This window comes from Fodinicurvata halophila, assembly GCF_042651425.1.
In the GTDB taxonomy this organism is placed as follows: Bacteria; Pseudomonadota; Alphaproteobacteria; order Kiloniellales; family DSM-21159; genus Fodinicurvata; species Fodinicurvata halophila.
Genome location: NZ_JBHSCW010000001.1, coordinates 195703 through 213764, shown reverse-complemented (window position 1 = coordinate 213764; position 18062 = coordinate 195703). Strand labels below are relative to the sequence as shown.

The window sequence follows — 18062 nt, the reverse complement described above, 5'->3', positions numbered from 1 at the left end:
CGCCGGGCTGGACTTTCGCGGGCCGGTCAGCTCACTCCGCGCGGATATGCAGGACGGGGGCAGCCAGAGGACGATAGCGTGGTGCCCGGTCGTCTCGCCTTTCCAGGTAGGGGCAGCCGATGTCGCAGAGCAGTCGTGCGTCCAGAGCGGCCAGTTCTGCCCGGGCCTTGCGATGCCGGCGGGCCCGCTCCCGCGCCTGGGCGAACGCAGCCAGACGCTCCCAGAAGGACAGGGCTGGGTGCCGCACACCGCGTGCTGGATGCGGGGAATTGTGTGCAAGTAGACCGGTCGTCTCTAAAATGGCCATGATGATCTCCTTTCCACGGTCTTATGGTTCCCTGCTGGTTCCGCCGAGGGCGTCAGTTGGGCGGTGACAATACTCGGGTAAGGGTCAAGTGCACGAAGCGCTCCAGGGGAATCGTGTCGCCTTCGCTTTTCGCGCGCAGCAGGGCACCCTCGTAGGCGTCGATCAGGAAGGCGGCCGTTTCCTCAGGCTCCAGATCTTCTGCGATCTCGCCTGCGGCTTGGGAATCCTGCAGAACGTCGGTCAGGTCGCTCTGCCAAGCCCGGAAGCCCTTCTGCAACCTTTCACGGAAAGCGGGGCTGCGGGTTGCACTGGCGAGCGCCAGGTTGCCGAACAGACAGCCGCCGAAGTCTTCCCGGGCGAGCAGCTCGCTCATGTAGGTGAAGTAGCGCCGCAGGCGCTCCAGGGGCGAACGGCTCCGATCATGGAGGATCTCGCGCCGGGCCCGGCCATAGTGCTCGGCGTAGGCGTCCAGCACGGCGAGGGCGAAGGCCTCCTTGCTGTCGAAGAAGTGATAGAACGAGCCCTTGGGCACCCCGGCCGCCTTCAGCACCGGCCCGATGCCGGTGCCGTCGTAGCCGCCGGCCAGCAGCGCCTTGAGTCCCTCGTCGATGAGTAGCTCGCGTGTGTTCGTCTGGGTCATGAATTTAAAAATAGACCGGTCGTCTAGTGGAGTCAAGGCATGCCTTCTGCGCGAGCTTGCTGTGGTCCGTGTCTACGGAAACGCCTGTGCCAGCATGCTTCGAGGGGCCGCTGGCGCGGCCCGCCTCAGCATGAGGGTAATAACTAATTGATATTATTATATAATCCTCACGCTGAGGTGCATGACCCGAAGGGGCATGCCTCGAAGCGTCTCGGCACCGGCATTGGATGGAAGCACCGACCCATTGCACGTCCCTACTTATAGGTCGACAGCAGCAGGCTGGTCTCGGTGTGGGCGATGCCTTCCACCAGGCGCAGGCGGTTCAGGGCCTTGTCGAAGGCCTCCAGGTCGCTGCTGTGGAGTTCGGCGACGATGTCCCAGCGACCGTTGGTGGTGTGCAGGGTGGCGATCTCGGGGAAGCCCCGCAGGGTCTTGAGAACACGCTCGGCGGCCTTGCCCTGGACCTCGATCATGGTGATGGCGCGCACCGGGGCCGGCTCGGCCTCGGGCTTGAGGCGCACGGTGAAGCCCAGCAGCAGTCCGTCGCGCTTGAGGCGATCGATGCGATTCTGCACGGTGCTGCGCGAAACGCCCAATTCGGCCGCCAAGCTGGACGCCGGCAGGCGGGCGTCGCTGCGCAGCAGGGCGATGAGTCGGCGGTCGGTGTCGTCGAGGGTAGCAGTCATCGTCATTCTGCCAGATTTACATATCAAATCGTCAATATAGATGACGAAAGTGGCACTTCATGCCCTTTATGCCAACTTCTTTTAGGGCCAGACTCAGGGACAATTCGCTTTGTCCCGGAGGCAATGAATGACGAACGCTCCCACGTTCCTGATGACCGATCCGGCCCATTACGAGGTCAGTTATTCCATCAATCCCTGGATGGATCCCTCGCGCTGGTCGGCCGCGCCGGACGAGCGCCATCGCCACGCCGTGACCTGCTGGACGGCATTGCGCCTGGCCTTGGAACAGGCCGGTGCCGCGGTCGAGGTGGTGCCGGGCCAGCCCGGCCTGCCGGACATGCTGTTCCCGGCGAACGCCGCCGTGGTCCTGGACGGCCGCGCCCTGATGGCGCGTTTCCTCTATGCGGAACGCCAGGGGGAGGAGCCGCATTTCCAGGCCTTCTTCGAACAGCTCCGCGACCACGGCCGCCTGCAGGAGGTGGCCCAGCTGCCCGAGGGCGTTGTCCAGGAGGGTGCGGGCGACTGCATCTGGGACCCGCTGCGCCGTCACTTCTGGGTCGGCTGGGGGCAGCGTTCCTCCCGCGAGTCCGCCGCCGCCATCGAGAGGCACTTCGGCTTTCCCGTGGTGCCGCTGGAACTGGTTTCACCGCGCTACTATCACCTGGACGTCTGTTTCTACCCGCTGCCGGGCGGGGAAGTGGTCTTCTATCCGGGTGCGCTCTCGGAGGCTTCCCGGGCCGAGATCCGCCGCCGCGTGCCCGCCGATCTGCGCATCGAAGCCAGTTCGGCGGAGGCCGACCTGCTCTGTCTCAACGCCGTCAACCTGGGCCGCGACATCATCATGGCCAAGGGTACGGAGCGCCTGAAGGAGGAGCTTGAGACACGCGGCTATCGCTGCATCGAACTGGACCTAGAGCCCTTCATCCTGTCGGGCGGCGCCGCCTACTGCATGACGCTGCGCCTCGACCGCAGCAGCACTCCGCTGGCCGCCGGTGCGGCCCACCCTGTACACAGCTTTACCGAGGCCTGAGCCCAAGGAGAAACGCCATGTCTGCCGCAACGGAGGAAAGCCGTATCTACAGGGAGCCTGCCGATTACATCGAGGTGGAATCGGCCTTGGGCGCCCACAACTACAAGCCGCTGGACGTGGTGCTGACGCGCGGCGAGGGCGTCTGGGTCTGGGACACCGAGGGCAAGCGATATCTGGACTGCCTGGCGGCCTATTCCGCGGTGAACCAGGGCCATTGCCATCCGCGCATCCGTGACGCGCTGATCGAGCAGTCGGCGAAACTGACCCTGACCTCGCGCGCCTTCCGCAACGACCAGCTGGCGCTGTTCTACGAGGAGGTCTGCGATCTGACCGGTTCGCACAAGGTGTTGCCCATGAACAGCGGGGCCGAAGCCGTGGAATCCGCGGTCAAGGCGGTGCGCAAGTGGGGCTACGAGGTGCGCGGCGTGCCGAAGGACCAGGCCGAGATCATCGTCTGCCGCAACAACTTCCACGGCCGCACCCTGGGCATCGTGGGCTTCAGCACCGATCCCGACGCACGCCGGGGTTTCGGGCCCTTCGCGCCGGGCTTCAAGGTCGTGCCCTTCGGCGACGCCGAGGCACTGGAAGAGGCCTTCACCCCCAACACCGTGGCCGTGCTGGCCGAGCCCATCCAGGGCGAGGCCGGCGTGATCATCCCGCCGCCCGGGTACCTGACGCGCATGCGCGAGCTCTGCACGCAGCACGGTGCGACGTTGATCCTGGACGAGATCCAGACCGGCCTGGGTCGCACCGGCACGCTGCTGGCCGAGGAGCACGAGGGCATCGAGGCGGACGTCACCCTGATCGGCAAGGCGCTGTCGGGCGGCTTCTATCCCGTCTCGGCCGTGCTCTCGAATTCGGAGGTGCTGGGTGTCCTGCAGCCCGGCGAGCACGGCAGCACCTTCGGCGGCAACCCGCTGGCCTGCGCCGTGGCCCGGGCGGCCCTGGGCGTGCTGGTCGACGAGGGGATGATCGAGAACGCCGCCGAACTGGGCCCCTACTTCGAGACCAGCCTGCGCCAGGCCCTGGGCGACCGGGTGGCCGAGGTGCGCGGGCGCGGCCTGATGATCGCCGTTCAGCTGCATGGCGACGCCGGTGGGGCGCGGCCCTATTGCGAGGCGCTGAAGCAGCGCGGCCTGCTGTGCAAGGAGACCCATGTGGACACCATCCGCCTGGCGCCGCCATTGGTGATCACGCGCGACGAAATCGACTGGGCTGTGGAGCAGGTGGCTGCGGTGCTTTAACGAAAGCTGCGCGGGCGGACGACCGGCGTTTCGGGAACGGCGCGCGCCTTCTGCCGGGCCACCTGGTTTTCGCGATAGAGCAGGTAGATGCCACTGGCGATGACGATCCCGGCCCCCAGCCAGACGTGCGCACCAGGAAATTCACGCCACAGCACCCAGCCCAGGATCAGGCCCCAGAGCAGGGCGGAATACTCGAAGGGCGCGACCAGCGAGGCCTGGGCATTACGATAGGCGACTGTGATGAAATAGATGGCCGACCCGCCAAGCACGCCCATTTCCAGCAGCAGGAGCCAATCGATTAGGCCGGGCATGCGCCAGTCGAAGGGCAGGAAGATGCCCGAGACCGCCACGGCCACGAAAGTACCGTAGACCATGATGGCGGCGTTGCTGTCGGTACGGCTGAGTTTGCGGCCAATCACCATGATGAAGGCATAGCTGAGCGCGGCCGTTGCGGGCAGGAGCGAGGCCCACTTGAAGACCTCCGTGCCCGGGCGAATGATGATGAGAGCGCCCAGAAGGCCGATCAGGACAGCGGTCCAGCGGCGCGGACCGACCTTCTCGCCCAGAATGGGAACCGAAAGTGCGGCCACGAACAACGGGGCCAGGAAGGCAATGGAGACCGCTTCGGCCAGCTGCATGAATTGCAGGCCGTAGAAGAAGCTGTAGATGGCCACCAGGATGAAGATACCGCGCAGGAGGTGCAGCTTCAGGCGCCGGGTGCGCAACGCCGGAAGACCGCCGCCGAACCAGACGATGAAGGCCACCGGGATCAGCGAGAAGAAATTCCGGAAGAAGACGATCTGGCTGATGGCATAACCTTCTCCCAGCCACTTTGCCGTGGCGTCCATGACAGTCAGGCAGGCCATGCCCGTCAGCATGGCGGAAATGCCGACAAGAAGGCGGTTCTCCCCCTGGCCCGAGCTGTCGGCGCTGTCCTGGCTCACAGAAAACCCTCCGTTATCCGTTTCACCGCGCCGGGATAGCCACCACCGAACAGGGCCGTGTGGACCAGCAGGGGGTAGAGATTGTAGAGGTCCCGGCGTTCCTCGAAGAACCCGGGTTCCAGCGGGCGCAGTTCGCCATAGCGCTGGAAGAAGGCCTTGCCGAGACTGCCGAAGAGCGTGGAGAAGGCAAGGTCCATTTCGGCATGACCGTAATAGATGGCCGGATCGATGAAGCCGGACAGGCGCCCCCGGCTGGCCAGGATGTTGCCGCCCCAGAGGTCGCCGTGCAGCAGACAGGGCCGTTCGGGCGGCGCGATCAGGTCCGGCAAGCGATTGGCGAGGCGGTCGATCTGGTGGCGCGTGCCGGACGGCAGGCGGCCCCGGTCCTTGGCCAGGTCGGCCATGTAGAGCAGGCGGTGGTCGCGGAAGAAGGTGATCCAGTCCGCTTCCCGCGGGTTGGGCTGGTGCAGCGGACCGATCAGGGTGTCGCGTTCCAGCCCGAACTGTGCTGTGGAGACGTCATGCAAGGCGGCGACCTGTTCGGCGGCCTGCGTTTCGGCCTCCACGGTCAGGCCGCCGTCCTCGGGCAGCCAGCTCATCAGCAACAGCTCGCTGTCGCAGTAGTGGACCTCGGGCACGGCAAGTTCGCTGGTCTCGGCGAGATAGCGCAGCATCCAGCCCTCGAGCTCCAGGTCGCCGCCGCGACCGCCGTCGCGCTTGGCAATCAGCTTTTCGCCATCCTCGAACTCCAGCAGGCTGACCTCGGCGATGCAGCCGCCGCCGAGCGGGCGTTCGCGATGGGACTTGTCCAGGAGATCAATCATGGCGCGAAGTTTGAAGCCCTTCCTCTGTCCTGTCCAGCCAACTCTCCGTCTCTCGGGGCCGTGCATTCAGCCGGGCAGCCCGGGCAGGCTTCTTGAGAGCAGAGCCTTGAATTGTGCGACGACCCGCTCGCCCTCGGATCGTTCCAGGGTGATGGCGTGGCGCACCGCGGCGGCGATCAGCACCATGACGAGCTCGGCGGTCCTGCGCAGCTCCGCTTCGTCAGCGGAGGGGGCAAGTTCCTTCATGCGCGCCAGGAGCAGCTGCGCCAGGTGCCGCATCTCGGCTTCATCGGCCTTCTGCAGGTCCTTGTCGGTCTGCGTCGCATGCCAGATGTCGCACAGGATGGGTTCGTCGACGAACATCCGGTAATAGCCCTCGACGATGCGGCCCAGGGCGGCGTGAAGTTCCGGGAGTGTCTCCACCGACGCCAGTTCCTGCTCCACGCAGGCCCGTCCTTCTGCGTTGTAGCGCTCGGACAGGGTGCCAATGATCGCCGTCTTGTCGGGGAAGTACTGATAGAGCGAGCCGAAGGAAATGCCGGTCCGCTCCACGATATCGCTCATGCGGAAGGCATCGCTGCCCTTCTCCGACAGGATTTCCATGGCGGAGGCGAGGATGCGCTCGAAGCGCTCCCGGCTGCGGCGCTGGGTGGGGGTGCGCCGGGCCAGGCCGCTCCTCACGGGCTCTGCCTCGTCATGCTTGGGTGTGGTGTCGCTCATCCTGTCCTTCCTGCACGGGTTTCTTGACAAAGTAAATGCGAGAGTTTATCGCATTTATAAATACGAGATAATCTCGCATTTTGAGCAAGGAAAGGAACAACCAATGATCTCGAAGTCCCCGATTGTGATTGTAGGTGGCCACGGCAAAACCGGGCGCCGGGTGGATGCCCTGCTCAAGGAGACGGGGTTTGCAACGCGTCCCGTCTCGCGCTCGACGCATCCCAGCTTCGACTGGAACCGGCCCGAGGGCTGGGCGTCGGCCATGGAGGGCGCCTCGGCTGCCTATGTCACCTTCCAGCCCGATCTCGCCGTGCCCGGCGCGGCCGAAGCCATTGCTGAACTGGGCCGGCTTGCACAGGCGCAGGGCCTCGAGCGGATCGTGCTGCTGTCCGGTCGCGGAGAGCCGGGAGCGGCGCGCGCCGAAGAGGCCCTTAAGACCTGTGGACTCGACTGGACCATCGTGCGGGCGAGCTGGTTCAACCAGAATTTCAGCGAGAGTTTCCTGAGCGACAGCATCGTTGCCGGAGAGGTTGCCTTGCCGGCCGGAGAGGTGCGCGAGCCCTTCGTGGATGCCGACGATATCGCCGAGGTGGCGGTGGCCGCCCTGGCGAGTGAGGGGCATGCGAACCGCCTCTACGAGGTCACCGGTCCGCGTGCCCTGACCTTCGCCGAAGCCGTGGAGGAGATTTCCCGGGAACTCGGGCGCTCCATCCGTTACACCCAGCTCTCCCCCGAGGCGTTCCGGACGGGACTGGAGGACATGGCCGTGCCTGAGGAGATGATCGCCCTCCTGGAGCAGCTTTTCACCGAAACCCTCGATGGCCGGAACAGCGCCGTGACCGGGGGCGTGCAGGAGGCATTGGGCCGCCCGCCGCGCGATTTCTCCGACTATGTCGGCAAGGCCGCGGCCAGCGGGGCCTGGAGCCTGGAACGATGAGCTCGGGGCTGCTGCCTGTCCTGCTGGGGCTCACCGTGCTCGGGAGCTGCCTGGTGGCGGGCATCTTCGTGGCCAGCTCGACCTTCATCATGCCGGCCCTGGAGCGCGTGGCGCCGGCCTTGCCTATCTGCTGGGCATGTTCCTCTGCACGATCCTGCGCAACGTTCCCTTGAACAGGGAGCTTGCGGTCGTACAGGCAGAGCGGGATGAGGCGGCGAAAACCTGGGCCCGCTACCTGAAGGTCTGGACCGTCTGGAACTATGTCCGCAGCCTGGCCTCGGTGATGGCCTGTGCCCTGTTCCTCCCTGCTCTGCAGGGAGTCTAGGGCGGTGATGTGGCCGATGGGGGTCAGCGAACCTGTTTGGCGGGAGAGCTAATTTCCAGGCGCTCCAACATGGCGTCGCAGCCGAGTTCCACCAGGTCCAGCACCTCCTCGAAGCCATTGAGTGCCCCGTAGTAGGGATCCGGGATGTCCTGCCCGGCGTGCTCGCCGCCGATGAAATCGCGGAAGAGATGGAGGCGGTCTTGGTACTGTGGCGGGCAGAGCCGTTCCAGCTGTCGCAGGTGTCCGCTGTCCATGGCAACGATCCAGTCGAAGCGTTCGAAGTCATCGCGGGAGATGCGGCGCGCGGATTGGTCGGTCAGGTCGTAGCCGCGCCTGGCCGCCTTGTCCCGGGCGCGTGGGTCCGGTGCTTCGCCCACGTGATAACCGTGGGTGCCGGCCGAATCGACCTGGACGTGGCCGATCGTGCGTGCCTGGAGTTTCTGCTTCAGGACGCCTTCGGCCGTGGGGGAGCGGCAGATGTTGCCAGTGCACACGAAGAGAACGCGCATGTCCGAGCTTTTCCTTCCGCTGTGGTTCAATCCGGGGGTGTGGTGTCCGGTCCGCTTCAGCTATAGTCCCTATCATCATGAAGCCTGAGTCCGAAGGAAAAATCGTCATCCTGACCGGCGCGGGGGTCTCTCGCGAGTCCGGTCTGAACACCTTCCGCGATGCCGACGGCATCTGGTCCCAGGTGCGCATCGAGGATGTGGCCACGCCCGAGGCCTTCGCTCGCGATCCCGAGGGAGTGCAAGCCTTCTACAACGCGCGCCGTAAGAGCTTGCAGGACCCCGCTGTGGAACCGAATCCTGCGCACCTTGCGTTGGCCGAACTGGAACGCGAATGGTCCGGCGAGGTCCTGCTGGTGACGCAGAACATCGATGACCTGCACGAGCGTGCGGGCAGCCGCAACCTGATCCACATGCACGGCGAGCTTTTCAAGGCGCGCTGCGAGCAGTGCGGCGCCGTTCACGAATGGCGCGACGACCTGGAGGTCACCAGCCAGTGCCCGGCGTGCGGGGGCAGTGGAGGACTGCGCCCCCATGTGGTCTGGTTCGGCGAGATGCCCTTCGAGATGGACCGTATCATGTCTGAACTGGAGAGCTGTGACCTGTTCCTGTCCGTCGGCACCTCGGGCAGCGTCTATCCGGCCGCCGGCTTCGTCCAGGAGGTGCGCATGGCCGGCCGCGGACACACCGTGGAACTCAACCTGGAGCCCAGCGAGGGCATCGATCTCTTCGAGGAACATCATCATGGCCCGGCCTCGGACGTGGTCCCGGCCTATGTGCGCTCGCTGCTGGGGGCGGCGAAAGGCGAATGACCGCGGAGGACAGCCTGGATGCGGCGCTGGAACGGGCCCGGGCCTGTCGTCTCTGCGCCGAGGACCTGCCGCTGGGGCCGCGTCCCGTCGTGCGGGCCAGTACCACGGCGCGCCTGCTGATCGTGGGCCAGGCGCCGGGCACGAAGGTTCACGAGACGGGGCTGCCCTTCAACGATGCCTCGGGCGAGCGCCTGCGCGACTGGCTCCAGATGGACCGCGAGACCTTCTATGACGAGACACGTGTGGCCATCATGCCCGTGGGTTTGTGCTACCCTGGGCGCGATCCCAAGGGGGGCGACCGTCCGCCAATGAGGATCTGTGCCCCGACCTGGCATCCGGTCCTGCGACCGCTGATGGCCTCCGTGGAGCTGACGCTTCTGGTCGGCAGCTATGCCCAGGCCTATTATCTGGGCAGGCGCCGGCAGCAGAACATGACGGAAACGGTCCGGTGCTGGCGGGACTACGCGCCGGAGTACCTGCCGCTGCCGCACCCCAGCTGGCGCAACACGGGCTGGCTGAAGCGCAATCCCTGGTTTGCCGATGATCTGCTGCCGGAGTTGCGCGCAGAGGTTCGGCGCCTTGTGGCGCAGGCCTGAGGACAGTAGATCGTGGAAGGCTGGCTGGCGGACATACTGGCGTTCGTGGAGACGAATCAGCAGTGGGCGGCCCCGCTGCTCTTCCTCATGGCCTTCGGCGAGTCGCTGGCCGTGGTTGGAATCCTGCTGCCCTGCACGGCCCTGCTCATGGCCAGTGGCGGGCTGATCGGCGCTGGCGCCCTGGATCCCTGGCCGGTGCTGCTGGGCAGCATTCCCGGTGCTATCCTGGGGGACAGCGTTTCCTATTGGCTGGGCCGCTGGCTGGGACCGCGCCTGTTGCGCGTGCCGGTCTTCGCACGCCATCGCCGCATGCTGGCGCGCGGCCGGTTGTTCTTCCGGCGTTACGGGATGGCTGCCATTCTTTTCGGCCGTTTCATCGGACCGCTGCGAGCCAGCGTCCCGCTGATTGCCGGCACGCTCTCCATGCCGCAGCTGCGCTTCCAGCTGGCCAATGTCTTCTCGGCGATCCTCTGGGTTCCGATCCTGCTGGCGCCCGGTTACCTGACGGCCCGCGGCGTCGCCTGGGCCAGGACGAGCCCGGAGCGCTGGGACCTGGTTCTCACGCTCCTGGGGGTGGCGGTCCTCACCCTGTTTGCGGGTTATCTGCTGCACCGTTGGCTCAAGGTGCGTGCATAGCGGCGTGACGCGCCCGGTATCGAACGACGATCGCCGTTCTCGACGCACCCGGATCCGGCTGCAAGTCCGCTGGCCATGAAACGGGTCTGAAAGGGCCTGGAAAATAGCGTTGAAAACGTGCAGGAAAATGGCGTCACGCTGAGTCTTGCAGGGGCCTCGACACACTGGGGCACAACGACAGGAGAGAGACGGCCATGCTCGAACAATGGTCCATGTTGGGATTGCTGACGGCATTCGGGCTGGCCGCGCTGGTGGTCTTGTTCAACGGCCTGCGCATCACTGCGCTGGCGGACATACTGGCGGACAGGACCGGGCTCGGGGAGGCCGTTTCCGGCGCCGTGCTGCTGGGGGCCGCGACCTCGCTCAGTGGTACGGTCGTGTCGATCACGGGCGCGTTCGAGGGGCATGCCTCCCTGGCGTATTCCAACAGCATCGGCGGTATTGCCGTGCAGACGGCCTTTCTCGCCATTGCCGACCTGACCTATCGCAAGGCCAATCTGGAACACGCTGCGGCCGAGCTCGCCAACCTCTTCCAGGCCGTTGTGCTGATCGTGCTTTTGACGCTGCCGCTCATCGCACTCAGCCTGCGGGAATTCACGATCTTCGCCGTCCATCCCGTGTCGCTCGTGATTCCGGCTGTCTATGTGGGCGCGCTTTTCGCCACGCGTTCGCTGCGAGAGACGCCGATGTGGCGGCCGGTGGCGACGCGGGAAACCCGCAAGGACACTCCCGAGCGCGAGGATGGTCGAACACGCAGGAAAAGTACGGCGCGTCTGGTGGCGAGCTTCGCTGTCCTGATGGTCATCATGGGCATTGCGGGGTGGGTGATTGCCAAGACCGCAGCCGAGATTACCGGCCGCATGGCGCTGTCCGAGTCGCTGGTCGGTGCCCTGGCGACAGCAGTGGTGACCTCGCTGCCAGAGCTCGTCACGACCATCGCAGCGGTTCGGCGCGGGGCGCTGCAGCTGGCGGTTGGCGGGATTATCGGCGGAAACATCTTCGACACGCTCTTCCTGACGGCTGCGGACGTTTCCTATCGGGAAGGGTCCCTCTACCACGCAACTGGCATGGCGGATCACTTCTGGACCGTGACCGCCCTCCTGATGACAGGCCTCCTCCTGGGGGGACTGATCCTGCGGCAACGGATGGGGCCGGGACGCATCGGGGTCGAGAGCCTGACGCTTCTCGTCATCTATGCCGGCGCGATCCTGCTCCAGGCAACACACAGCTCGGGCTGACGAGCCTGGGTGCATAACAAGGCTCCTTTCTGCCAAGTGTGCATGCCATTGCTGGATCAGGTGTCACGATGACGGTTGGCAACGCAGCTGAAACCCTGGTCGCGACAGAGAGCGAGCGAACTCGGGGCTTCAGCTGGTTGCGCTAGCGTTCTCCTGTACACCGGGTCTTCACACCAGCGGATCGCTGGCGTGCGGTTTGGGGAGGAGTCAGGCTTTCGTGATGACGATTTCCAGGTATTCGGACGGCACGACCATCGTCCCGTCCCCGGCGCGATTGAACTGCTCGATCAGCTTGAGGATATCCGTTTCCAGCGCCTTTGCCTTCTCCGCGTCAAGCGCCGCAAAGGCCTTCAGCGTCGGGCCGTACCAGGTTCGGAAGACCTCCAGCCAGTGCTCCGGCGAACGATAGCGGAAGACGAAGGTCTTGCTGGTGGTCTTGATGTCATTCGCCTGTGTCCCGAAATGCTCGTCCAGCCAGGCGCGTGTCCCCCAGAGCGCGGGTGAGCGAGCGCCGGCCGGGGGAGGTACATGCCGACCGATTGTCTTGAAGAGCTGGCCGATGAAGCTCTCCGGAGTCCAGTTGGCCATTCCCATGCGGCCGCCCTTGCGCACGACCCGCTGCATTTCCTGCGCAGCACGATCATGATCTGCCGTGAACATGATGCCGAAGGTCGAGAGCGCGACATCAAAGGTGCCATCGGGAAAATCCAGTGCTTCCGCATCCGCGACCTGGAAGTTGACAGTTAAGCCTTCCGCGGTGGCGCGCGCCTTCGCTCTTTCCAGCAATTCGGGGACATAGTCGGTGGAGGTAACCTCCGTGAAGCGCCGCGCCGCAGCGAGCGTGGCGTTGCCGTTGCCCGCCGCGATATCGAGGACATGCTCACCTGAGTGAAGATCAACGGCTTCGCAAAGCGATTCTCCGACGATCTGCAGGGTCACCCCGACAACGGAATAATCGCCGGCGGACCAGGTGGCTTGCTGCTTCTTCTTCAGGGCCGAGAGCTCATCGCCGCTGTCCCTCTGGGGGGTCAATACTGTTTGCATGGTTCTTATCCTTTTTCGGATTTGTGGTTCTGGAACGCCGGGGTATAGAGTCAGCGATGCGCCGCGCGCGTTGGAACTGACGTGGGAATGGACGTGGAAACGAGCGATGCCATTGCCTCGGCAAGCCGGTCCGGTCTTGCGATACGACTGCTGGGCCCCTTGACGGTCATCCGCGATGGGGTTCGTCTCGAGCTTCCTGCGTCGCGGAAATCCTGTGCCTTGCTTGCCTATCTCGCCCATGTGTCCAAGCCGGTTCACCGCGACCAGCTTTGCGAATTGCTCTGGGATGTCGCGAACGACCCGCGCAGCGAGTTGAGGTGGTGCCTGAGCAAGCTCCGCCGGTTGACAGACGAGAATCTACGCCTCGTGACAGCCGGCGAGACTGTCGCCCTGGAGACGAATGGCAGCAGCATCGATGCCTGCCACGTCAGCACAACGATGAAGGCGGGATGCACACGTCTGGATCGCGATCAGCTGGAAGCTCTGGCTGCCTGCTTTGCGGGTGATTTTCTTGAAGGCCTGGAGGTCGACCGGCGTTTGCCGTTTGCGGCCTGGCTGACCGGTATGCGGCGCAGCTATCGCATGATGCATGGTGAGGTTCTCAAGCACCTGGCAGAGGTCTCTCGGACAACACCGGAGGACAGCCTTCCGTATATCGAACGCTGGCTGGAATTGGCGCCCTGTGATCCGAGGCCTCACGTCATGCTTTTCCAGGTTCTTGCCGGGGCGGGCAGACTTCGGGACGGCGAGGAGCATCTTGCGACAACGGCGCGATATTTCGAGGCCGAGAGCCTCGACTGGGCGCCTCTCCGCGCGGCCTGGCAAAGCGCAAAGGCAGCAGGGCGGAAAAATCCATCAGGGACCACCGTAACGTGCGTGCATTCGGCAGGCGTCCGATCTTCGTTCTTTCCCGTGGAGACAGGCCCTGTCCGGCGGGCCTCCCTGGCCGTCATGCCGTTCCGGGAATTCTCAGATGCCGCAATGGAGGAGGGCGGGCTGGCGGACGGCCTCGTGCACGACATCATCGCGCGCCTGTCCAAGCTCAAGAACCTGTTCGTCATCGCACGCGGTTCGGTCTTTGCCCTTGGCCAGCGGGGCGTGGGGACGCAGGAAGCCGCTCGGATACTGGGTGCCGACTATGTCGCAAGCGGACGGGTGGATTGCCGGGGGCAACAGCTCAAGGTCTCGGTGGAGGTGGCGGAGAGTGGTACCGGGCAGGTTATCTGGGCCGAAACCTATCACAGGACTCTCGATGACACCTTTCTTGTGCTCGAGCTGATCGGAAACGACATTGTCGCCTCCATCGAGAGCGAGGTGGAAAACACGGAAACCGCGCGGGCCTTCCTCAAACCCGCAGACTCCCTCGATGCCTGGGAAGCCTATCATCGCGGCCTCTGGCACATGTACCAGTTCAATGCGAGCGGCAACGAACAGGCCCAGCATTTCTTCGGAAGAGCCCTGGTCCTGGATCCCACCTTCTCCCGGGCCCATGCGGGCATGTCCTTCACCCATTTCCAGAACGCCTTCCTGTTGCGGACCTCCGAACGCGAGAGGGAAATCGCTCTGGCCTATGACTCGGCTGGCGCAAGTCTGGCCGCCGACGACCGCTCCCCGGCGGCCCACTGGGCCATGGGGCGGGCACTCTGGCTGCGGCGTGATATCGAAGGATCGCTTTCGGAGCTGGAAACGGCCGTCGGCCTGAGCCCGAATTTCTCACTCGGGCACTATACCTTGGGTTTCGTGCGTTGCCAGGCGGGAGAGCCGCAGCTTGCGATCGCCGCGACCGATCTGTCCCGGTCCTTGAGTCCCTTTGATCCGCTGCTGTTCGGAATGCTGGCGGTGCGCGCACTCGCCCATCTGCACCTCGGGCAATTCGATGCGGCGGCCGAGTGGGCCGTAAAAGCCGCTGCGCGCCCGAATGCCCACGCACATATCAAGGCGATTGCGGGCTATTGCCTGAGCGCTGCCGGACGATCCCAGGAGGCGCAGTCCTACTTCATACGCCTGCAGGCCTCGAATCCGGGCTACGGACTCGAGGATTTCCTGGGAGCCTTCCGGTTCAGCGAGGACGCCGTGGAGACCTTCCGCAAGCTGGGCGACCCGGTTCCGGGTTGAGCCATGAGCGGCCCTAGCCGCGATAGGGGTCCAGGCTGGTCTTGGCGAAGGGCTCCAGCTTGTTGCAGCGATCCGTGAAGGCGGCCAGCTTCGGGAAGCGTTTGCCGCCCTCCAGCAGGTCGGCCGCGCGAAGTGTCGAGAAGTCGTAGGCGCAGACCGTCGCGACGTCCGCATGGGTCATGCGGTTGCCATGGAGCCACTCGTTGTTGCCCAGCGCCTCCTCGAGGAAGTCGAAGCCGGCTACCACCTGGCTGCCGAGACGGTCCCCCCATTTCTGCCAGCGCGTCTCTTCCGGACGCAGGCCCGTCTCGTAGAAATAGGCAACGGCCTTCTCCATGGTGCCCATGGCATAGGCGGTCAGGCGCAGGATATCGCGCCGCTCCTTGCCGCTGGCCGGAACCAGGGCCTTGTCAGGCCCCGCCGTTTCGTCGATCCAGTCCAGGATGGCCCAGCTGTCCACCAGGGCGGTGCCGTCATCCAGCTGCAGCGCCGGGACACGGCCCAGGCGATTGTATTGCTGGACCTTGTCCATCTCCTGGGCGGCATTGAGTTCCAAGGCTTCGTAGGACATGCCGGTGTGGAGCAGGGCGATGGCGCAGCGGCGGGTGAAGGGGGACATGTTGCGTCCGGCCAGAATCATGATGGTCCTCTCATCTGTTCTCTGTTGTTTGCTGTCGGCAGCCTAGCGAAGGAGGGGAAGGGGGAAAAGGTTTATGCTGCCGTCCCGTCTCGGGGCCGGGGGCGCAGGCGATAGAGCGCATGGAGCAGGGCGGTCAGCAGCAGCAGGGCACCGGCCTGGTGAAGCGCGCCGAGGGAGACCGGCACCATCTGCAGCAGGGTGACGACGCCGAGAGTGAATTGGCCCACGGCCGCTAACGCGAGCAATGCCATCGCCCAGCGTGCCGGTGTGCCGAGCGGCAAGTGCAGGGACCAGAGAAAGAGCCCCAGGGCGCCCACCAGGGTCAGGCTGGCCAGCAGGCGGTGATTGAACTGCACGGCGGCGATGGTCTCGAAGAGGTTCAGGATCCAGGGGGACAGCTGGCCATAGCCATCTGGGACCAATCGACCGTCCATCAGCGGGAAGCTGTTGTAGGTGAGGCCGGCGTTCAGGCCGGCCACGAAAGCGCCCGAGACAAGCGTGACGGCCAGCAGCAGGACCAAGCCCAGAAGGCTGCGGCGCAGCCAGAACAGGGACCCCCGGAGACTGTTCTCGCCGGCGTCCGGCCAGACCAGGCGAAACACCAGCCAGAGAATGTAGCCGTAGATGAAGATCGCCAGGGTGAGATGCAGCGCCAGGCGGTACTGGCTGACGGAGACCCGTTCGGCGAAGCCGCTGGCCACCATGTACCAGCCCATGACGCCCTGGAGCGCCCCCAGGCCCAGCAGGATCAGCAGGTGCGGCTTCAACCAGGCCGCCAGATGGCCCCGCCACCAGAACCAGGCCAGGGGCAGGGCGAAGACCAGACCAATGGTGCGTCCCCAGAGGCGATGGACGTATTCCCACCAGAAGATGGTCTTGAACTCGGCCAGCGACATGCCGGTGTTGAGCTGCTGGTACTGCGGGATCGTCTTGTAGAGCGCGAAGAGGCGCTGCCACTCGGCATCGGACAGGGGCGGGAGGGTGCCGGTCAGCGGCGCCCATTCCATGATCGACAGGCCGGACTCCGTCAGCCGCGTGATGGCGCCGATCACCGCCATGGCGAACACCATGAAGGCACAGAACAGCAGCCAGCCGACAAGAGGTCGGTTGCCCTGTTCTGCTGTGGTGCCGTGCGCGGCCCTTGCCCTGTCGTATGAGAGATCCGTGGCCATTTCCGATGATCCATGCCCGAACGCGCATGGGACAATAGGCCCTGGTCCTGCGTCCGCCAAGGCGCTCAGGCGCGACGCTTTGCCGCCACGGGGGTCCCGGAAGAGGAAATCAGTGGAGGGTGAGCTCGCAGTCGGTGTTCATCAACTCATTGGAGGTAATGAGCTTCCGGTTGGCAACCTGCACCGAGTGCAGCTTGCCGTCCAGGTTCCTCGTCCAGAAATCCAGAAACCGTCGCAACTCGGGAAAACGGGGCGCCAGATCGTACTCCTGCCAGACGAAGGTCTGCAGCAGGCCGGGATGATCCGGCATGTGATAGAGGATCTCCGCCGTGGTCAGGCGGTAGTCACGAAGCTGAAGTGCGATTGCGTTCATGGCACATGAAACCTCCGTTCAACTCATGTCCATCTTGGAGTCTGAGCGAGAACGAAGTCGGAACGCAACAAAAAAGTAATTTATATCAGGAATTTAGCAGCAGTCTGGCGAGATTGCTGCCAATCTCAGACCTGGCGGAACCGGGCGGCGGCTCCCCGTTCGATGGCCGCGGCCTCGAGGCGGGGCACATCCAGGCGATGACGGAGAAGCTCCAGCAGGCGCAACTCCTCCTGGGTAGCAAAGCCGTCCGCCGCCACCACATCGCAGGCCAGGGCGTAGGCCGTTTCCCTGAGCGGGTCCGACAGGGATTCGCGAATCTTCTCGACGGCCAGTTCCAGGCCCTCCTCGTCGCGCAGCATCTCCGCGCAGGCCCGGGCCGTGCTGGACAGCTGGTTGAGATCGTAGTCCTTGAACGCCGGCAACATCTTGATGATGTCGCTCATGATCTCGACCTCCTCGTCGTTCATGTCCTGGTCCGCAGCGGAGGCGAGAACCATGGCGTAGATCAAGGCACTGTGGTGATCGAGCATGCGTGGAGCCTTTCGACGGTCGATACAAGCCGCAGACTTGGCCTGCCGGAGCCGAGAGGTCAAGGCCCTTGGACGAAGACGCTGTGAGCCTGTCGTGTCCCTGCTCTATGCGTAGGCCGGCTCCAGCGGATAAACGGCCTCCTGGGTATAGAGAGGTCCGGACTGGGACAGGAAGCTGGAGAAGAGCACGAAGTCGTTGACCCGGAAGGGGCCCAGCTTCAGCAGCGCATTGCGGGACATGAACTGCTGCAGCTTCCGGCCATTCTCGATTTTCCCTCTTGCCAGGGTGACATGCGGCTTGAACTTGCGACGTTCCGGGGGCAGTCCGGTGCGAACGAGCGCCTGCTCCACCTTTCCCTGCAGCCGGTTCAGGGCTTCATTGGCTTCCACGCCGACCCAGAGCGAGGTAATGCGCGGCCCGTCCGTGAAGACGTCGACTCCGGACAGGGTCATGTCGAAGCCCTTCCCGTTCAGGCTGACGAGGGCATCGTCGATGTCGGTTGCCTGCGCGTTGTCCACCTCGCCGATGAAGCGCAGTGTCAGGTGCATATTCTCCGGAGGAATCCAGCGGGCTCCCGGGACGCCGTTGCAACGCTCGGAGAGGTCTTCACGCACCTCGTCGGGCAAGGGAAGGGCGATAAAGAGTCTCATGGCTCACCTCCTGCACCGGCTTGCGACCCTGCCAGCATAGCCCTGATCGGGCCCCGGCTGGCAAGGGTCTTTGTGCAACCATCCGTGCTTAG

General features: G+C 64.7%; 23 protein-coding genes. 10 read left to right on the top strand and 13 right to left on the bottom strand.

The genetic code is table 11. The features are described 5' to 3' along the window. Positions 1-31 precede the first annotated feature (31 nt). The 3 genes from ACFOW6_RS01045 to ACFOW6_RS01035 form a co-directional block, all read right to left on the bottom strand. Positions 32-307, bottom strand: a complete 276-nt coding sequence (locus ACFOW6_RS01045) for a DUF1127 domain-containing protein (protein WP_382420255.1) — start codon at positions 305-307, stop codon at positions 32-34. A gap of 52 nt (positions 308-359) precedes the next feature. Further along, the gene (locus tag ACFOW6_RS01040; protein WP_382420253.1) at positions 360-947 is read right to left on the bottom strand and encodes a TetR/AcrR family transcriptional regulator; all 588 of its coding nucleotides are present in this window, start codon (positions 945-947) and stop codon (positions 360-362) included. 254 nt (positions 948-1201) lie between these two features. Beyond that, complete coding sequence (locus ACFOW6_RS01035; RefSeq protein WP_382420251.1) at positions 1202-1633, bottom strand: Lrp/AsnC family transcriptional regulator; 432 nt, start codon at positions 1631-1633, stop codon at positions 1202-1204. A gap of 127 nt (positions 1634-1760) precedes the next feature. On the opposite strand from ACFOW6_RS01035, the gene ACFOW6_RS01030 reads away from it, so the two are divergent. Together ACFOW6_RS01030 and rocD are read left to right on the top strand one after the other, a co-directional pair. After that, positions 1761-2663, top strand: coding sequence for a dimethylarginine dimethylaminohydrolase family protein (locus ACFOW6_RS01030; protein ID WP_382420249.1), 903 nt, complete (start codon positions 1761-1763; stop codon positions 2661-2663). Between the two features lie 17 nt (positions 2664-2680). After that, on the top strand, positions 2681-3907 hold the full coding sequence (rocD, locus tag ACFOW6_RS01025; protein WP_382420247.1) for an ornithine--oxo-acid transaminase: 1227 nt from the start codon (positions 2681-2683) through the stop codon (positions 3905-3907). On the opposite strand, the gene ACFOW6_RS01020 is transcribed toward rocD, so the two are convergent. The 3 genes from ACFOW6_RS01020 to ACFOW6_RS01010 all read right to left on the bottom strand — a co-directional run bounded on the left by ACFOW6_RS01020 (position 3904) and on the right by ACFOW6_RS01010 (position 6395). Further along, positions 3904-4851, bottom strand: coding sequence for a DMT family transporter (locus ACFOW6_RS01020; RefSeq protein ID WP_382420245.1), 948 nt, complete (start codon positions 4849-4851; stop codon positions 3904-3906). The two genes, rocD and ACFOW6_RS01020, sit on opposite strands and share 4 nt — an antisense overlap. Then, the gene (locus tag ACFOW6_RS01015; RefSeq protein WP_382420243.1) at positions 4848-5675 is read right to left on the bottom strand and encodes a fructosamine kinase family protein; all 828 of its coding nucleotides are present in this window, start codon (positions 5673-5675) and stop codon (positions 4848-4850) included. The genes ACFOW6_RS01020 and ACFOW6_RS01015 overlap by 4 nt, the downstream gene beginning before the upstream one ends. A gap of 66 nt (positions 5676-5741) precedes the next feature. Beyond that, positions 5742-6395 carry a TetR/AcrR family transcriptional regulator gene (locus ACFOW6_RS01010; protein WP_382420241.1) on the bottom strand — a complete coding sequence of 218 codons (654 nt, stop codon included), beginning with the start codon at positions 6393-6395 and terminating at the stop codon, positions 5742-5744. A 103-nt stretch (positions 6396-6498) separates the two neighbouring features. Here ACFOW6_RS01010 and ACFOW6_RS01005 point away from each other — a divergent pair, with 103 nt between their 5' ends. Genes ACFOW6_RS01005 through ACFOW6_RS00995 form a run of 3 tightly spaced genes read left to right on the top strand, consistent with a single transcriptional unit; the run spans position 6499 to position 7657 of the window. Next, a complete protein-coding gene (locus ACFOW6_RS01005) occupies positions 6499-7332 on the top strand; it encodes an NmrA family NAD(P)-binding protein (protein WP_382420239.1) in 834 nt (277 codons plus the stop codon). Further along, entirely contained in the window at positions 7329-7505 is a 177-nt protein-coding gene (locus ACFOW6_RS01000; protein WP_382420237.1) for a hypothetical protein, read from the top strand. Before ACFOW6_RS01005 ends, ACFOW6_RS01000 begins: the two co-directional genes overlap by 4 nt. Next, on the top strand, positions 7502-7657 hold the full coding sequence (locus tag ACFOW6_RS00995; RefSeq protein WP_382420235.1) for a hypothetical protein: 156 nt from the start codon (positions 7502-7504) through the stop codon (positions 7655-7657). The genes ACFOW6_RS01000 and ACFOW6_RS00995 overlap by 4 nt, the downstream gene beginning before the upstream one ends. A gap of 23 nt (positions 7658-7680) precedes the next feature. Here ACFOW6_RS00995 and ACFOW6_RS00990 read toward each other — a convergent pair whose 3' ends face one another. Continuing rightward, the gene (locus ACFOW6_RS00990) at positions 7681-8166 is read right to left on the bottom strand and encodes a low molecular weight protein-tyrosine-phosphatase (RefSeq protein ID WP_382420233.1); all 486 of its coding nucleotides are present in this window, start codon (positions 8164-8166) and stop codon (positions 7681-7683) included. A gap of 77 nt (positions 8167-8243) precedes the next feature. Here ACFOW6_RS00990 and cobB point away from each other — a divergent pair, with 77 nt between their 5' ends. From cobB to ACFOW6_RS00970, 4 genes are all read left to right on the top strand, one after another. Then, positions 8244-8975, top strand: a complete 732-nt coding sequence (gene cobB, locus ACFOW6_RS00985; protein ID WP_382420231.1) for a Sir2 family NAD+-dependent deacetylase — start codon at positions 8244-8246, stop codon at positions 8973-8975. Further along, a complete protein-coding gene (locus ACFOW6_RS00980) occupies positions 8972-9571 on the top strand; it encodes a uracil-DNA glycosylase family protein (protein ID WP_382420229.1) in 600 nt (199 codons plus the stop codon). Before cobB ends, ACFOW6_RS00980 begins: the two co-directional genes overlap by 4 nt. Before the next feature lie 12 nt (positions 9572-9583). Next, the gene (locus tag ACFOW6_RS00975; protein WP_382420227.1) at positions 9584-10207 is read left to right on the top strand and encodes a DedA family protein; all 624 of its coding nucleotides are present in this window, start codon (positions 9584-9586) and stop codon (positions 10205-10207) included. 194 nt (positions 10208-10401) lie between these two features. Further along, positions 10402-11445 carry a sodium:calcium antiporter gene (locus tag ACFOW6_RS00970; protein WP_382420226.1) on the top strand — a complete coding sequence of 348 codons (1044 nt, stop codon included), beginning with the start codon at positions 10402-10404 and terminating at the stop codon, positions 11443-11445. A gap of 207 nt (positions 11446-11652) precedes the next feature. Here ACFOW6_RS00970 and ACFOW6_RS00965 read toward each other — a convergent pair whose 3' ends face one another. After that, positions 11653-12489: a class I SAM-dependent methyltransferase gene (locus ACFOW6_RS00965; protein ID WP_382420225.1), complete on the bottom strand. Its 837-nt coding sequence runs from the start codon at positions 12487-12489 to the stop codon at positions 11653-11655. 87 nt (positions 12490-12576) lie between these two features. On the opposite strand from ACFOW6_RS00965, the gene ACFOW6_RS00960 reads away from it, so the two are divergent. Beyond that, positions 12577-14604: a hypothetical protein gene (locus ACFOW6_RS00960; RefSeq protein WP_382420223.1), complete on the top strand. Its 2028-nt coding sequence runs from the start codon at positions 12577-12579 to the stop codon at positions 14602-14604. Positions 14605-14617: 13 nt separating this feature from the next. Here the strand turns inward: ACFOW6_RS00960 and ACFOW6_RS00955 are convergent, their stop codons facing one another. The 5 genes from ACFOW6_RS00955 to thpR all read right to left on the bottom strand — a co-directional run bounded on the left by ACFOW6_RS00955 (position 14618) and on the right by thpR (position 17970). Then, complete coding sequence (locus tag ACFOW6_RS00955) at positions 14618-15244, bottom strand: glutathione S-transferase family protein (RefSeq protein ID WP_382420221.1); 627 nt, start codon at positions 15242-15244, stop codon at positions 14618-14620. A gap of 71 nt (positions 15245-15315) precedes the next feature. Then, positions 15316-16416 carry a COX15/CtaA family protein gene (locus ACFOW6_RS00950; protein ID WP_382420219.1) on the bottom strand — a complete coding sequence of 367 codons (1101 nt, stop codon included), beginning with the start codon at positions 16414-16416 and terminating at the stop codon, positions 15316-15318. A 109-nt stretch (positions 16417-16525) separates the two neighbouring features. After that, entirely contained in the window at positions 16526-16789 is a 264-nt protein-coding gene (locus ACFOW6_RS00945) for an usg protein (RefSeq protein WP_382420217.1), read from the bottom strand. Positions 16790-16914: 125 nt separating this feature from the next. After that, positions 16915-17319: a tellurite resistance TerB family protein gene (locus ACFOW6_RS00940; RefSeq protein WP_382420215.1), complete on the bottom strand. Its 405-nt coding sequence runs from the start codon at positions 17317-17319 to the stop codon at positions 16915-16917. 105 nt (positions 17320-17424) lie between these two features. Further along, entirely contained in the window at positions 17425-17970 is a 546-nt protein-coding gene (thpR, locus tag ACFOW6_RS00935; RefSeq protein ID WP_382420213.1) for an RNA 2',3'-cyclic phosphodiesterase, read from the bottom strand. Positions 17971-18062: the final 92 nt, after the last annotated feature.

Coding starts and splice junctions, on each gene's coding strand:
- ACFOW6_RS00950 (WP_382420219.1), bottom strand. CDS start 16,416: ATGGCCACGGATCTCTCATACGACAGGGCAAGGGCCGCGCACGGCACC.
- ACFOW6_RS01010 (WP_382420241.1), bottom strand. CDS start 6,395: ATGAGCGACACCACACCCAAGCATGACGAGGCAGAGCCCGTGAGGAGC.
- ACFOW6_RS00940 (WP_382420215.1), bottom strand. CDS start 17,319: ATGCTCGATCACCACAGTGCCTTGATCTACGCCATGGTTCTCGCCTCC.
- thpR (WP_382420213.1), bottom strand. CDS start 17,970: ATGAGACTCTTTATCGCCCTTCCCTTGCCCGACGAGGTGCGTGAAGAC.
- ACFOW6_RS00955 (WP_382420221.1), bottom strand. CDS start 15,244: ATGATTCTGGCCGGACGCAACATGTCCCCCTTCACCCGCCGCTGCGCC.
- rocD (WP_382420247.1), top strand. CDS start 2,681: ATGTCTGCCGCAACGGAGGAAAGCCGTATCTACAGGGAGCCTGCCGAT.
- ACFOW6_RS01045 (WP_382420255.1), bottom strand. CDS start 307: ATGGCCATTTTAGAGACGACCGGTCTACTTGCACACAATTCCCCGCAT.
- ACFOW6_RS01035 (WP_382420251.1), bottom strand. CDS start 1,633: ATGACTGCTACCCTCGACGACACCGACCGCCGACTCATCGCCCTGCTG.
- ACFOW6_RS01015 (WP_382420243.1), bottom strand. CDS start 5,675: ATGATTGATCTCCTGGACAAGTCCCATCGCGAACGCCCGCTCGGCGGC.
- ACFOW6_RS00980 (WP_382420229.1), top strand. CDS start 8,972: ATGACCGCGGAGGACAGCCTGGATGCGGCGCTGGAACGGGCCCGGGCC.
- ACFOW6_RS00965 (WP_382420225.1), bottom strand. CDS start 12,489: ATGCAAACAGTATTGACCCCCCAGAGGGACAGCGGCGATGAGCTCTCG.
- ACFOW6_RS01005 (WP_382420239.1), top strand. CDS start 6,499: ATGATCTCGAAGTCCCCGATTGTGATTGTAGGTGGCCACGGCAAAACC.
- ACFOW6_RS01030 (WP_382420249.1), top strand. CDS start 1,761: ATGACGAACGCTCCCACGTTCCTGATGACCGATCCGGCCCATTACGAG.
- ACFOW6_RS01040 (WP_382420253.1), bottom strand. CDS start 947: ATGACCCAGACGAACACACGCGAGCTACTCATCGACGAGGGACTCAAG.
- cobB (WP_382420231.1), top strand. CDS start 8,244: ATGAAGCCTGAGTCCGAAGGAAAAATCGTCATCCTGACCGGCGCGGGG.
- ACFOW6_RS00960 (WP_382420223.1), top strand. CDS start 12,577: ATGGACGTGGAAACGAGCGATGCCATTGCCTCGGCAAGCCGGTCCGGT.
- ACFOW6_RS01000 (WP_382420237.1), top strand. CDS start 7,329: ATGAGCTCGGGGCTGCTGCCTGTCCTGCTGGGGCTCACCGTGCTCGGG.
- ACFOW6_RS00970 (WP_382420226.1), top strand. CDS start 10,402: ATGCTCGAACAATGGTCCATGTTGGGATTGCTGACGGCATTCGGGCTG.
- ACFOW6_RS00990 (WP_382420233.1), bottom strand. CDS start 8,166: ATGCGCGTTCTCTTCGTGTGCACTGGCAACATCTGCCGCTCCCCCACG.
- ACFOW6_RS00945 (WP_382420217.1), bottom strand. CDS start 16,789: ATGAACGCAATCGCACTTCAGCTTCGTGACTACCGCCTGACCACGGCG.